Source organism: Mesorhizobium sp. CNPSo 4689 (assembly GCF_057784325.1).
In genome coordinates, this window is record NZ_JBWLUZ010000046.1 from 1 (window position 1) to 13,881 (window position 13,881).

A 13,881-nucleotide genomic window follows, 5' to 3' on the forward strand; every position below is an offset into this window, starting at 1 on the left:
TGGTAACAGCCCCGTGCAACTGTTCAGGTTGATGGTTCATTGGTGGGAAGGGGCCGAGCCATGCCGCGGCCTGTCCCAACAGGGACGACCAGGATCCTCTCGGCCTCCTTCCCACCTCAAACATAGCACTGAACGAACACACAGGATCCAGGGTCTCCGCGACGTCGCTTCGCTCCTGCTCCGCCCTGGGATGACGAAGCGAATATGACAACCGCCTGCCAAGAACCGAGATTTCAGGAGAAAGCCTCATTCGAAAAATCCATGCTTCAAACTCACGCCGAATTGAAACCCCATTCCCTGTCTTCGGGAGTAACTATAGTATTCTTATCGACATTAGGGAGTTGATCCGATGAGCGACCATACCCACCGCATCCCGGCGATCGCTCGTGGCATCGAGTCCGAGCCGCGTTTCTGTGTCCTCGGCGTCACAAGCCTGGCCTAATATCGCTCCTGCGGCTTGAAAACCAAACAAAATCAATAGCGATCGGCTTGTATATCATGTCACTAGAATTTATGTGTCATGGCAGCTTGGACGCGGCGGGGAGGCACGCCAGGCGTTTCGCAATTGATGGCCTCAGGCCATCGCAGGATAGAGAAACGTTCGGCTCATGCTCACCAAAAAGGGCAAGTACGGTCTCAAGGCGCTCGTTCATCTCGCGCAATTGCCGGTTGGGCAGCTCGCCTTCGTCGGCGATATCGCCACCGGCAACAACATTCCGAAGAAATTTCTCGACGCCATCCTCGGCGAATTGCGCAATGCCGGCTTCGTGCAGAGCCGCAAGGGCAAGGAGGGTGGTTATCGCCTCGCGCGACCGGCCGAAGAGATCAAGGTCGGCCATGTCGTGCGCGTGCTCGACGGGCCGCTTGCGCCGATCCCTTGCGCCAGCCGCACCCAGTACCAGCGCTGCGAAGACTGCAACGAGGCGACATGCCAAGTCCGACATCTGATGCTCGAGGTCCGGCAGGCGATCGCCGAGGTGCTGGATCAGCGCAGCCTCGCCGAGATGCGCGATATTGGTCTCGACGACCTTGCGGTCGCGAGGGACATCAACAACCTTCCGGTTGCGGCGAAGATCCAGGCCTGAACACGCCAAGGCAGGCGGTGCGCGCATGACCATCGGGCGCGCCAACTCGATCATCATCGTCGGCGGCGGCGCCAGCGGCGTCGTGCTCGCCGCGCATCTTTTGAAATCGTCCAATCCGGATCTGCGCGTCACGCTGATCGAAAAGCGTCCGCATTTCGGCCAGGGCATGGCCTATTCGACGTTGCTGTCGGCGCATGTGCTCAACGTCAGCGCCGCCGGCATGAGCGCCTATGCCGACGACCCAGGCAATTTCGCGCGCTGGCTGCTGGAGCGCGGCCTGGCCAATCCGGACCAGGGGCCGTTCTATGCGCCGCGCAGCCTCTATGCCCGCTATCTGAAGGAGTTGCTCGACGAGCTCGAGGCCCGTGAACGCGAGACGGGCCGCCTGCGCCTGATCCGCGAGGAGAGCCTGTCGATCTCGCCCACTGCCTCCGGCGTCGAGGTGGCTTTGGCCAACGGCACCAGTGTGGTTGCCCATCTCGCCGTGCTTGCCACCGGTCATGACGAGCAGCCTGGCGCCGGCCAGGGCCACGCCATCAGGATGGGGACGGAAGCCGACACCGCGCTCGATGCGGACGCCCGAGTCCTTGTGCTGGGAACCGGCCTCAGCATGGTCGATGCCTTTCTCTCGCTCGAGCAACGCGGTCACAAGGGCGAGATCATCGCCGTGTCCCGGCGCGGCCTGCTGCCGTCGCCGCACCGCAAGGGCAAACCGATCAAGCTCGACGTCGCCGACATCCCGCTCGGCACCCAGCTTTCCTATTTCGTCGGCTGGTTCCGCGACCTGATCCGCGAAAACCAAAGGGCGGGCATAGACTGGCGCGACGTGGTCGACGGTCTGCGGCCCTTCAACCAGAAGATCTGGCAGAACTGGCCGTCCTCCGCCAAGCGCCGCTTCGTCGAGCACACCAAGGCCTGGTGGGACATCCACCGGCATCGCCTGGCGCCGCAGGTCCATGCCCGCGTCACCGAGGCGGTGCAGTCGGGCCGCATCCGTCCTGTCGCCGGCCGCGTCGTCAGCATCGAGGCCGGCGATCAATTCACGGTGCAGGTCCAGTCCCGCCACACGCAGGCGCTCGAAACGCTCGAAGTCGCCCGCCTCTATGATTGCACCGGCATCGCCAGGGACATCTCGACCACCTCCAACAGCGTCGTGCGCTCGCTGGTCGAGCGCGGACTGGCGCGGCCGGACCCGCTGCGCCTTGGCCTCGACGTATCGGCCAATTGCGAGATCATCGGCAGCGACGGGAGTGTATCGGCCAAGATCCTCGCCGTCGGGCCGCTGACCAGGGGCACCTTCTTCGAGATAGACGCCATCCCGGATATCCGCGTCCAGTGCGCAAGGCTCAGCAAGCAGCTGCTGGGGTAGTCCGCCTAGGCTTTCGTTCTACGGCGCCCCCCTCTCCCGGTTTGCGTGACCGCAGCCGTGGAATTTCATTCCCCGTCTGGCCGTCGGATTGGCACGGTCTATCTTCTTTCCAACGGCGATCGGCTGGAAAAGACGCTAGGTTGACCCATGGAGCATCCGACATGAGCGCGCATAGAACCGCTGCACCCGGCAGTGCCCCCTCGGACAGCGCAATATCCCGGCTGCGCCCGCCCTATGCCTCGGTGCTCGACTTGATCGGGCAGACGCCCGTCGTCGAACTGACCAAGTTCGACATCGGCAAGTGTCGCCTGTTCATCAAGCTCGAAAGCCAGAACCCCGGCGGCTCGATCAAGGACCGCATCGCGCTGTCGATGATCGCCGCGGCCGAAAAGCAGGGCAGGCTCAAGCGCGGCGGCACTATTGTCGAGGCGACCGCCGGCAATACAGGACTCGGCCTTGCCCAGGTCGGCATTCCCAAGGGCTATCGCATCATCCTCGTCGTGCCCGACAAGATGTCGCGCGAAAAAATCCAGCATCTGCGCGCGCTCGGCGCCGAAGTGCGCATGACGCGCTCCGATGTCGGCAAGGGCCATCCGGAATATTATCAGGATATGGCCGAGAAGATCGCATCGGAAGTGCCCGGCGCCTTCTATGCCAACCAGTTCGCCAATCCGGCCAACCCGCTGGCGCATGAGACCACCACCGGCCCCGAGATTTTCGCCCAGCTCGAAGGCGACATCGACGCGGTGGTGGTCGGCGTCGGCTCCGGCGGCACGCTGACCGGGCTTGGCCGCTATTTCGCGAAAGTGTCGCCGAAGACCGAGATGGTGCTGGCCGATCCGGTCGGCTCGGTGCTGGCGCCGCTGATCAAGACCGGCAAGATGGAAGAGGCCGGCAGCTGGACCGTGGAAGGCATCGGCGAGGACTTCGTGCCGCCCAATGCCGACCTGTCGCTGGTCAAAAAAGCCTACTCCATCCCCGACAAGCAAAGCATGCTGGCGGTGCGCGATCTCTTGTCCCGGGAAGGCATTCTGGCAGGCTCGTCGTCGGGCACATTGCTGTCGGCAGCCCTTCGCTATTGCCGCGAGCAGACCGTTGCCAAGCGTGTCGTCACCTTCGTCTGCGACAGCGGCAACAAATATCTGTCAAAGGTGTTCGACGATTTCTGGCTGGCCGAGCAGGGCCTTGCCGAGCACGAACAGCATGGCGATCTGCGCGACCTCGTGATGCGCTCGCACCGCACCGGCGACACGGTCTCTATCGGCCCGGACGAAAGCCTGCTCAACGCCTATGGCCGCATGCGCCGCTCCGATGTCTCGCAGCTGCCGGTGCTGGACGGCGGCAGGCTGGTCGGCATCGTCGATGAAGGCGATATCCTGGCCAAGGTCGACGGCCCCTATGACGGCCGCTGGGACCGTTTCAACGCCCCGGTCCGCACCGCCATGACCTCCAGCCTGCACACACTGCAGGCCAGCCAGACGCTCGACGCGCTATTGCCGGTCTTCGACCGCAACGAGGTCGCCATCATCTTCGACGGCGACGAGTTCGTCGGCCTGATAACCCGCATCGACCTGATCAACCATTTGAGGCGCGCACGATGACCACCAGCACACCGCCATCGGGCAAGAACCGACTGGCCTTTTCGACGCGCACCATCCATGGCGGCCAGAGCCACGATCCGCTGACCGGCGCGGTGATGGTGCCGATCTACGCCACCTCCACCTACGGCCAGCAGTCGCCCGGCGTGCACAAGGGCTTTGAGTACGCCCGCAGCCAGAACCCGACCCGCTTCGCCTTCGAGCGCGCCGTCGCCGATCTCGAAAGCGGCACCGCCGCCTTCGCCTTCGCCTCGGGCCTGGCCTCGATCTCGACCGTGCTGGAACTGCTCGATGCCGGCGCCCACATCGTCGCCACCGACGATATCTATGGCGGCACCTTCCGGCTGCTGGAGCGGGTGCGCAAGCGCTCGGCGGGCCTCCAGGTCAGCTTCGCCGACTTCACCGATCTGGCTGCGGTCGACGCCGCGATCCGCCCGGAGACAAAACTGCTCTGGGTCGAGACACCGACCAACCCGCTGCTGCGCGTCGTCGATCTCGAGGGTGTGGCAGAACTTGCAAAGCGCAAAAACCTGATCTCGGTCGCCGACAACACTTTCTGCAGCCCCTATCTGCAGCGGCCGCTGGAGCTCGGCATCGACATCGTCGTCCACTCGACGACGAAATATTTGAACGGCCATTCTGACATGGTCGGCGGCGTCGCTGTGGTCGGCGACAACAAGGACTTGGCCGCCCAGCTGAAATTCCTGCAGAACGCCATCGGCGCCATATCGGGCCCGTTCGACAGTTTCCTGGCGCTGCGCGGCATCAAGACACTGGCGCTGCGGATGGAGCGGCACTCCTCGAACGGCCTGAAGATCGCGCAATGGCTGGAAAGCCGGAAAGATGTGCGCCGCGTCATCTATCCCGGCCTCGCCAGCCATCCGCAGCATGACATCGCCAGGCGCCAGATGCATGCCTTCGGCGGCATGATCTCGGTCGAGCTCGATCGCGACCTGGCGGCGACAAAGCGCTTCCTCGAACGCACGCAGTTGTTCACACTCGCCGAAAGCCTCGGCGGCGTCGAAAGCCTGATCGAGCACCCGGCGCTGATGACCCACGGCTCGATCCCCGCCGAAAAACGCGGCGCCATCGGCATCTCGGATTCGCTGGTGCGGCTCTCGGCCGGCATCGAGGATGGCGATGATTTGATCGCCGATCTCGATCAGGCGCTGAGCGGCTAAGCGGCGGCGTCATCTCAAAGCGGACCGCGCGTAGAGCCTGAAGTCCGACGATCACTTGATAGGGCGCGCGAGCCCAGCCCCTGCCCGCCGCAAGATCTCTGCGGTCAGATCCTTATCTTCCTAATCACGCGTACATAGATTGGGTCGTCAACGTATTTGAGGACCTCGATTTGAACGCTCCTTCTTACGGACACATCAACGTTCGCTGATGTTAGTACGTGAAGGCATGTCAGGAACCTCTGTATCGAATACGATCTCAGGTTGCGGCCGTTGAGTATGTAGAGCCGTACTTCTGACCTCAGGGAGTTAGGAACTGCAACGAGCCTGTCAAAGGAACTTAATACAGAGTTGGCCGCCGCAAACTTCAACTGCTCGACTCTTTGTCGTATCAGTTCGCCTTCCCTGTGAAAGCGGAACTTTCCGTAGGTCGAAGCGACCTGCCGCGCGAAAAACTCCGAATGACTCCAAACGTCAAAGCTGTCGTCTATGACTGCTTTTATGTGCTTCCTCATTCCGTATTTCGCCAAAAGCCAAAGCGAAGCGACAAGGAAGAAGGGGTTCTTTTCAATGTAACTGGCGCTTCCGAAGAGCTCGCCCAGAGCCCGAATATCCCTATGTAGTTTGCTGTTTGGCTTTACGTGCCACTCGGTAAGCGTCTTCGAGATCAGCGTTAAAGAAGCGTCGTCCAAAACGTCAGGGCCTGTTGTGTAGCCCTGCATCGCTTTGAATGCCGGTCGAGTTGGGCCGAGAGCCTGAAAATATCGAAAGACGCTATCCCGAAGCCCCGGCTCGGACGGAACCGTGCCCGCCGCGAACCTGAGAGCGTGCCCATCTTTACTCGTCGAGAAAAGCGTCAGGTATCTTTTGGTGACTTTTCGGAATGGCCATAGCTGGACATAGCCTTGAATACATCAAACCTGTTCCGAATCCTGGCCAAGAGACGCTGGCCTCTTTTGCTACCCACTCCATATCTCTCAAGACGCGCCTTGGCGTCATCGAGGAACTTGTTCTCGACGGAGTGAAAGAACTTTCTCGCTTCGGCCGCCGAGAGGATTTGTGTCTTTCCCGCATTTAAGCGGAGACCTCGCGTCATGAGGAGGTGATCGAGGTCTCTTAGCAAACTCTTTCCAGCCGCGAGGGAAGTGGTCGTAATGGTCATATCGTCGACCCACCTGACGAAACTGTTAGCTGTTGTCTCTTTCAGAAATGCGTCCACTTCGTAAAGATACACATGGCTAAGGAGGCGGGGTGCATCAAAATTGACTTGGGGAAGACTCCTGTCGGGTGAGGGAAGATAGTCAGGGCGCCAGCTAATTTTGTCCAAAACCAAAAAAAGGATATCAAGGGTTACCTCGTCAATGTTCTTGATAAGCGACAGTATGTTCCTTAAATGAGAGTAGTCTATGTTGTCAAAATAATTGGCTATATCGGTTACGCATACGTGAGAATGGTTGCTTATCATCTCGAATCGTATGTTTGAAAACTTTGCCCATCGCTTAAACCAGATGTAATCTTTCTCAAACGAAAACCTCGCCTCTTGAAAGCCGTGACTTCTGCTAAAGAATGAATTAGACGATGGTTGCTTCTTAAGCGCCTCTGGAAGAATGGCTTCGACGATGCACTGTAACACGACGCAATCTTCTGGCGACGGAAGTACGAGCGTTCGGGTTACCCCCAGTCTTTTCTCGACACGGACCGGTATAGATTGTTGCGGACTATATCTGCCCGAGCACAGAGACGTGTGCAGCTTGGTAAAAATATTCCTTCGACCCCAGTGAAAATCATTGAAATCATGCAGGTCAAGGACCTCTTGGTCACGGAGGCCAGGACGAACGTATTTCGTCCAAACCCGCTCCATTGCCGCTTCCGAAAAGACCCTCTCCAATGCAGCAAGTCGGCTAGCTAGCCGCTTGGTATGAAATGTATGGGAATGGAACGGAGATTTTGACATTTATTGCTCTCAAGCGTTGGTCACCGGACCAAGCAAGTACAATAATCAACAGAAACCAAGATTCGGCCAGACCATTTCTGCGAGTATCTAGGTATGACCCCATTCCCCGCAGACAAATCAAGCGCACGCTTGGTGCATTGGCTGCCAACAGGCGCTGAAGCGAGCAGCCATTGGGCATTCTCCGGGTGGCCCGCCCGTGGCCCACAACTCCAGACTTTGCAATTTCGGATTCCACTCTAAAGTGAGCCCACTTTTCGATCTCCGGAGGCGTGATGCGCGTGATCGTGCTGGGGGGCGGCGTTGTCGGCGTCACTACCGCCTATCAGCTGCAGAAGGACGGCCACGAAGTGGTGCTCCTCGAGCGCCAGGCACAGGTCGCCACTGAGACCAGCTGGGGCAATGCCGGCATGATCGCACCGGGCCATTCCTTCGTCTGGTCGTCGCCCAGGGCGCCGATGATCCTTTTGAAATCACTGGTGCTCAAGGATCAGGCGCTGCGCTTCAAACTCTCGGCCGATCCCAGGCTCTACAGCTGGTCTTGGCTGTTCCTGTTGGAGTGCACGGCCGAGAAGGCGCGGCGCAACACGCTGCTCAAGCATCGGCTCGCCGCCTATTCGCAGTCCGTGCTGCACGAAGTCATCGCCGGCGAGGCCATCAACTACGACCGCAATGATCGCGGCGTCCTCTATTTCCATCGCAGCCAGCAGGCGCTCGACACGGGTGTCGAGCATATGAAGCTGCTCGAGTCCGATGGGCAGGTGATAAAAGTGCTCGACCGCGACGGCGTCGTCGCGCTCGACCCGTCGCTGGCCTCCGCCAGGGAGAAGATCGCCGGCGGCATCTATTGCCCGACCGACGAGACCGGCGACCCGGCCAAGTTCACCAGGGCGCTGGCCGCCAAGGTCGTCGAGCGCGGCGGCGCTATCCACACCGGCACGACCATCACCGGCATCGAGACATCGGGCGACGGCGTCACCCAGGTGCTGACCGACAAAGGCAGCTTCAAGGGCGATGCCTATGTGCTGGCGCTCGGCTCCTACAGTCCGATCCTTGCCAGGACGATCGGCATCAGCCTGCCGATCTATCCGATCAAGGGCTATTCGCTGACCATTCCCATCGGCAACCGCTTGCTGCCGCCGACCATCGCCTCGGTCGACGAGCACAATCTGGTCGCCATCTCGCGCTTCGGCGACCGCATCCGCGTCACCGCGACGGCGGAGTTCGCCGGCTACGACACCAGCCACAAGCCCGCCGATTTCGCCTTCATGAAGGGCGTGACCGAAGAACTCTATCCCGAAGGCGCCGACTACGATCGCGCCGAGATGTGGGCGGGGCTGCGGCCAATGACGCCGAACAATCTGCCTGCCTTCGGGCGGCAGCGCCTGCGCAACCTTTACCTCAACACCGGCCACGGCCATATCGGTTGGACCATGTCGCACGGCTCGGCCCGCATCACCGCCGATCTGATCGCCGGCCGCCGGCCTGCCATTTCCATGGACGGACTTTTGAACTGAGAGCATGATCCAGAAGAGAAGATGAAGAGGTACGCCATGTCCGCCAACCTTGCCGCCGCCCGCTCTCCCTCTTCCGGACCGATCGATCTCGGCGTGCTGCCGTCGGAGCTCGACGGCGGCCTCGCCTCGCGCGCCGCGATCGGCCTTGCCATCCTCGCCACCGACCAGACGCTGGAGCATGAATTCCGCGCCCTGGTGCGCATTCCCGGCGTCGCCTTCTACGAGGCCCGTGTCTTCAACGACCACAACATCACGCCGGACACGCTGCGCGCCATCGGCCCGAGGATCGCGCCATGCGTCGACCTCATCCTGCCCAGCCTCCCGCTCGACGTCGTCGGCTTCGGCTGCACCTCGGCGACGATGACGCTCGGCGAGGAGGCGGTGTTCGCCGAGATCCGGAAGGCGCGGCCAGGTGTCGCCTGCACCACGCCGGTCACCGGGGCACTCGCAGCGTTCAAGGCGCTCGGCGTCAAGGGCATCGGCCTGCTGACGCCCTATTCGCCGAAGATCAACGAAGGCCTCGTTGCCTATTTCACCGGCCGTGGCCTCGACATAGCGGCCGTAGCCACCTTCGACCGGCAGGACGACCGCGAAGCCGCCCGCATCTCGCTCGCCTCGATCGAGGCGGCCGCCGAGCGCATGGCCGCGACGCCCGGGGTGGAGGCGATCTTCATCTCCTGCACCAGCCTGCGCGTCGCCGAAGCGGTGGCAGGCCTCGAACAGCGCATCGGCATCCCCGTCACCTCCAGCAACCACGCCATGGCCTGGCATTGTTTGCGGCTAGCGGGGATTGACGATGTCGTGCCTGCCGGCGGCAGGCTGTTCGGGTTGCCGGCGAGCTGAGCGCCGGCTTGCGAGGGGTTCTAGATCCGCAGGTTAACAAAATCGGAAGGGGTTGCTTAACGGTTCGCCTCTATGTCCCGCCCTGGGGGGCATGACAGAGTGAGCACGATGAGCGACAGCCCCGACAAGCGCAACGAATGGCGCGCCATTTTCTATGTGCAGGCCCGTGTCGCCATCCTGTTCGTGCCGGTCGTCGCCAGCCTGCTGATCATAGCGGCACTTGCCGGCAACGAACGCAAATCCGTTCCCGATGCCATCGACCGGACCGTCACAGGCTCCGTGCGATAAACCGCGCAGTCGGCGGGCTCCGAATGCCCGTAGGCACAAACCGCTGCAGCTCAATAAAAGCGCGGGATCGGACCGTTCTGCGGTGTGACGCGGTCGCCGAGGTCGAGAAAAACCTCGTCGACATAGCACCAGCCCCAGCCTTCCGGCGGGTCGTAGCCTTCGATGACCGGATGGCTGGTGGCGTGAAAATGCTTGGTGGCGTGGCGGTTGGGCGAGTCGTCGCAGCAGCCGACATGGCCGCAGGTGCGGCAGAGCCGCAGATGCACCCACCACGATCCGCTTTTCAGGCATTCTTCGCAGCCGAGCGCGCTCGGCGTCACGTCCTGGATGTCGCTCGCATGTCTGCATTCATCCGCCATCACTGTCTCCTGGCCGCTTGAGGCGTCACGGTGTTGTCGCGCGCGAGATAGGCGTGCAATGCCGCCACCACCTGGGCGCCTTCGCCGACGGCGGCAGCCACGCGCTTGACCGAGCCCGAGCGCACGTCGCCGATGGCGAACACGCCGCTGCGGCTCGTTTCCATCAGGCCATGCGCCGGTGCAAAGTCCGGTCCGGTGCGCACGAAGCCCCTGGCGTCCAGCGCCACGTTACATTGCGCCAGCCAGTCCGTGTTCGGGTCGGCGCCGATGAACAGGAAGAGATGGCGGATGGGGCGCGTCGTTTCCGTGCCGGTTGCGCGATTGCGCCAGCGCACGGCCTCGAGATTACCCTCGTGGCCTTCCAGCGCCACGACCTCGGTCTCGGCCAGCACCTCGATGTTCGGCTGCGCCTTGATGCGCTCGACCAGATAGCGCGACATGGTTGAGCCGAGACTGCCGCGGCGCGCCAGCAGCGCCACCTTGCGCACCTGGCTGGCCAGGTAGACAGCCGCCTGGCCCGCCGAATTGCCGGCACCAACCAGCGCCACCTCCTGGCCGCTGCAAAGCCGCGCCTCGATCGGCGAGGCCCAATAATGCACGGACGTTCCCTCGAATTGCGCGAGGTTGGCGACATCGAGGCGGCGGTAGCGCGCGCCGCTGGCGATCACCACCGTGCGTGCCCGCACGGTTTCGCCGTCGCCGACATCGAGCGTGTAGCCGTCGACAGCAGCGCTGAGCAGCCTGGCTTCGTCGGGGATGACCATTTCGACCCCGAACTTCTGCGCCTGATTGTAGGCGCGCGCCATCAGCGCCATTCCGGTAATGCCGGTCGGGAAACCGAGATAGTTCTCGATGCGCGATGAGGCGCCCGCCTGTCCGCCGAAGGCGCGGCAATCGAGCACGATCGTCGACAGCCCTTCGGAGGCGGCATAGACCGCGGCCGCAAGCCCCGCCGGTCCGGCGCCGACAATGGCCACGTCGTAGACTTTGGTGGTGTCGATCGGCCGCAGCAGGCCGATGCAGCGGGCGAGTTCGCCCTCGCCTGGATTGAGCAGCAGCTTGCCGTTCGGACAGAGCACGATCGGCAGGTGATGCGGGTCGACATGAAAACGCTCGATCAGGGTTTTTGCGCAAGGATCGGTGTCGGAATCAAGCGCACGGTGCGGCTGGCCGCTGCGGGCCAGAAAACCCTGCAGCCGCAATGTGTCGCCATTGCCGGCGGGGCCGATGATGACCGGCCCGCTGGTGCCGCTTTCCAAGAGCCCGACACGGCGCAGGATCAGCGCCCGCATGATACGCTCGCCGAGATTGGCCTCCTGCACCATCAGGTCGCGCAGCCGCTGCGAGGGGATGACGAAGGCCTCGACCGGCTGGGTGGCCTCGGCATTGACCAGCGACGGGCGGCTCGAAAGCTGCGCCAATTCGCCGATGAAGTTGCCCGCACCGTGGGTGACGATCGTCTCGCGTCGGCCGAGCCCGGCATCCTGGGTGATATCAACCGTCCCCGACAGGACGACGATCAGGCCGGGCGCCACTTCGCCGGCGGTGACGATATGCTCGCCGGCGGCGTAGGCACTGGCCTCGCCGAAGCGGCGCATGCGCTCGATATCCACCTGCGCCAGCGTCGAGAACATCTGGTCACGGCGGGTGACGATCGTATTGGTCGATTGAGCCATGGTTTCGACCGTACCGCCGCGGTCGCTGGGTTTGAAGCGGTTTGTTGAGGAGCTAGCCGCCAGGGCAGGTCGCACCGTCACCTCAAGAGAAGACGATCGGGTTGCCCTCTCGCTCGGCGCACGCAATCAGGGCATCGAGCCCCGCGACGAATTCTACGATCACAGGGGTGTCGACGGAACGAAGAGCATCGAGCTCTTTGCGGAGCTGGCCGAAAGCAGACGCCTTGATCACGTCTCCCACATGGCTGCGGGAGTCGAGCACCAGAGTCTGCAGCGCAGAGTCGGGATCCATCAGAATATCGGCAACGAGATCTCGAAGATAGTAGACTGTGTTGATGTTTCCAACACGATGATCGAGCGCCACAGCCGCTGCCCAAGGGTCATCCAGGCGCAGCGACTCCAGGTCGACCTCACCCGTTTCCTCGTCGGCCAGCGACAAATCGGCGCCGTACTCCGCCTTTAAAGAGGCGAGCTGCTTGAAGACAACGAAATCGAGACCCATTGACCCGCTCCGACGTCCCTGCGATCCGCTTAACGTGCTGATCCCGTTGGCAGTCGGGAAAGATGGTGCCCAGAAGAGGATTGCGCTCAGGAGCCACTTCTAGGTTGATTCTTAACGGAAAAATGGAGCGACGTCGAGACGTTGTAACACAGTCTTGTGTCGCAGCCTACGAAATGTCGATGGACCCAAAAACTTCGTCGGCCAAGACAGGCGGAATGACTGCCCGGCTTGCCCCAGATCGCCAGATAGTGAGGTGAGAGCGATCCCTTACGAGCCGGACCTCTGCGCGTCCCACCTCCTTCAGCCACTCGTTGAGAAGGCTGAGGTTATCGGCCTCTAGAAACCTTTGGATGCCAAGCAGGTCACGACGCAGGTTCTCGAAAGCTGCTGAAGCATCCTTTATCCATCTGGCAAGCTGTTGGAGGTCTTTGTCCGGTTGGATTGCCAGCCATCCAATCGCATCGTCTTCGTTTTGCCAGTCCAATTGCTCGAACGAGACGGTCGCTTGGTGCAAACGTCCTTCTGCGGATACCGAGCGTTTTCCGCCTCTCAGTATCTCATAACCAAGCAAGGCCGTTGTGTTGAATGGCTTGGCTATCGCCGTCAGGCTGCCCTGGGCATCGTCGTCCACGGAGACGTATTCGAGTACGGAGAGTATGCCGCCGCCTTCCGCCGCGTTTCGATAGATTATTCGGGCGAGGTCCGAGGATAGCCCCTTCCTGATGAATCTCACCATCCCGTCAAGGCCCGCACCTGGGCCCGGATCGTGTTAGCTAGAGAGACAAGGTGCGACGGAACTCTCCAATTCGCCTCGATGGCAGCCTCGTCCGCTAGGCGCTTCGCCCTTCTGTCTGCAGCGGCAATGCCTTCCGCATAGAGCCCATCCGTGAAGTAGTTGTGCCCACAGCAATGCCCAACCGCATGCAATTTTCCGGTTACTTCAGACCAAAGGAGATGGCCCGTTTCATACTTAGGATGGTCGGGTGAGCAGATCGGGCAAGGCGCCCGGCCGTTGAGCGACACAAAGTGCTTTGGGATAGAGAAGTTCAGCTTCAGGACGACCACGCCATCACGAGCAGGGCCTTCGTGTGAATTATGCGCCCAAGTGTGCGGCTCGCCGGTCTCGGAAACATGCTTCAAAAAATCCGGCACCAAGTGGTCGGGTCGAAGTGTGAATGCGCGTTTAGCTGCTGCGGGCATCTAGACCACCTGCCTGGGCTTCACCGTGTCTTACGCGTCACTCGGGCCACGGCCCCCGGCTCGATTCGAGCACAACATCTTGTAGCCGATTCTTCGCGATCCACAAATTGGGCGATGATTCAAAGTGCGAACAAAGCGGAACGAATGGCCAACCACAAAGTCGCCGTCCGTGAACAAACCGGAATCGGTGCGAAATTGGGTTCGCTGAATCGTGGGCTTTGACGATCGCTCTAAAAAGAGCCTGGACCTCAGCCAGCATGGTTACGCGGGACAGGACCCGGAGAAGGCGAAGAGGGCGCTTGTGGAGGCCGTGAA

14 protein-coding genes are annotated in these 13,881 nt (G+C 61.6%); 7 read left to right on the top strand and 7 right to left on the bottom strand.

Annotation, left to right across the window (positions count from 1 at the left end):
- The first annotated feature begins 608 nt into the window (after window positions 1-608).
- The 4 genes from AC04SI_RS30215 to AC04SI_RS30230 all read left to right on the top strand — a co-directional run bounded on the left by AC04SI_RS30215 (window position 609) and on the right by AC04SI_RS30230 (window position 5,233).
- Window positions 609-1,085: an RrF2 family transcriptional regulator gene (locus AC04SI_RS30215; RefSeq protein WP_488475475.1), complete on the top strand. Its 477-nt coding sequence runs from the start codon at window positions 609-611 to the stop codon at window positions 1,083-1,085.
- 25 nt (window positions 1,086-1,110) lie between these two features.
- Window positions 1,111-2,454 (top strand): FAD/NAD(P)-binding protein, encoded by a 1,344-nt coding sequence (locus AC04SI_RS30220; protein ID WP_488475476.1) that lies wholly within the window; start codon window positions 1,111-1,113, stop codon window positions 2,452-2,454.
- A gap of 161 nt (window positions 2,455-2,615) precedes the next feature.
- On the top strand, window positions 2,616-4,055 hold the full coding sequence (locus AC04SI_RS30225; RefSeq protein ID WP_488475477.1) for a pyridoxal-phosphate dependent enzyme: 1,440 nt from the start codon (window positions 2,616-2,618) through the stop codon (window positions 4,053-4,055).
- Window positions 4,052-5,233 carry a cystathionine gamma-synthase gene (locus AC04SI_RS30230; protein WP_488475478.1) on the top strand — a complete coding sequence of 394 codons (1,182 nt, stop codon included), beginning with the start codon at window positions 4,052-4,054 and terminating at the stop codon, window positions 5,231-5,233. The genes AC04SI_RS30225 and AC04SI_RS30230 overlap by 4 nt, the downstream gene beginning before the upstream one ends.
- A gap of 104 nt (window positions 5,234-5,337) precedes the next feature.
- Here the strand turns inward: AC04SI_RS30230 and AC04SI_RS30235 are convergent, their stop codons facing one another.
- Window positions 5,338-5,952, bottom strand: coding sequence for a hypothetical protein (locus AC04SI_RS30235; protein WP_488475479.1), 615 nt, complete (start codon window positions 5,950-5,952; stop codon window positions 5,338-5,340).
- A gap of 134 nt (window positions 5,953-6,086) precedes the next feature.
- The gene (locus AC04SI_RS30240; RefSeq protein WP_488475480.1) at window positions 6,087-6,863 is read right to left on the bottom strand and encodes an RNA-directed DNA polymerase; all 777 of its coding nucleotides are present in this window, start codon (window positions 6,861-6,863) and stop codon (window positions 6,087-6,089) included.
- 593 nt (window positions 6,864-7,456) lie between these two features.
- Between AC04SI_RS30240 and AC04SI_RS30245 the strand changes: the two genes are divergently transcribed.
- The 3 genes from AC04SI_RS30245 (at window position 7,457) to AC04SI_RS30255 (ending at window position 9,829) form a co-directional block, all read left to right on the top strand.
- A complete protein-coding gene (locus AC04SI_RS30245) occupies window positions 7,457-8,698 on the top strand; it encodes a D-amino acid dehydrogenase (RefSeq protein WP_488475481.1) in 1,242 nt (413 codons plus the stop codon).
- Window positions 8,699-8,734: 36 nt separating this feature from the next.
- The gene (locus AC04SI_RS30250; RefSeq protein WP_488475482.1) at window positions 8,735-9,541 is read left to right on the top strand and encodes a maleate cis-trans isomerase family protein; all 807 of its coding nucleotides are present in this window, start codon (window positions 8,735-8,737) and stop codon (window positions 9,539-9,541) included.
- Window positions 9,542-9,649: 108 nt separating this feature from the next.
- On the top strand, window positions 9,650-9,829 hold the full coding sequence (locus tag AC04SI_RS30255; protein ID WP_192179457.1) for a hypothetical protein: 180 nt from the start codon (window positions 9,650-9,652) through the stop codon (window positions 9,827-9,829).
- 50 nt (window positions 9,830-9,879) lie between these two features.
- On the opposite strand, the gene AC04SI_RS30260 is transcribed toward AC04SI_RS30255, so the two are convergent.
- The 5 genes from AC04SI_RS30260 to AC04SI_RS30280 form a co-directional block, all read right to left on the bottom strand.
- Window positions 9,880-10,188, bottom strand: coding sequence for a UBP-type zinc finger domain-containing protein (locus AC04SI_RS30260; protein WP_404282154.1), 309 nt, complete (start codon window positions 10,186-10,188; stop codon window positions 9,880-9,882).
- Window positions 10,188-11,864 (bottom strand): FAD-dependent oxidoreductase, encoded by a 1,677-nt coding sequence (locus tag AC04SI_RS30265; protein WP_488475483.1) that lies wholly within the window; start codon window positions 11,862-11,864, stop codon window positions 10,188-10,190. Before AC04SI_RS30265 ends, AC04SI_RS30260 begins: the two co-directional genes overlap by 1 nt.
- Before the next feature lie 82 nt (window positions 11,865-11,946).
- A complete protein-coding gene (locus AC04SI_RS30270; protein ID WP_488475484.1) occupies window positions 11,947-12,366 on the bottom strand; it encodes a hypothetical protein in 420 nt (139 codons plus the stop codon).
- A gap of 166 nt (window positions 12,367-12,532) precedes the next feature.
- A complete protein-coding gene (locus tag AC04SI_RS30275; RefSeq protein ID WP_488475485.1) occupies window positions 12,533-13,102 on the bottom strand; it encodes a hypothetical protein in 570 nt (189 codons plus the stop codon).
- A complete protein-coding gene (locus tag AC04SI_RS30280) occupies window positions 13,096-13,566 on the bottom strand; it encodes a hypothetical protein (protein WP_488475486.1) in 471 nt (156 codons plus the stop codon). The genes AC04SI_RS30275 and AC04SI_RS30280 overlap by 7 nt, the downstream gene beginning before the upstream one ends.
- Window positions 13,567-13,881 lie beyond the last annotated feature (315 nt).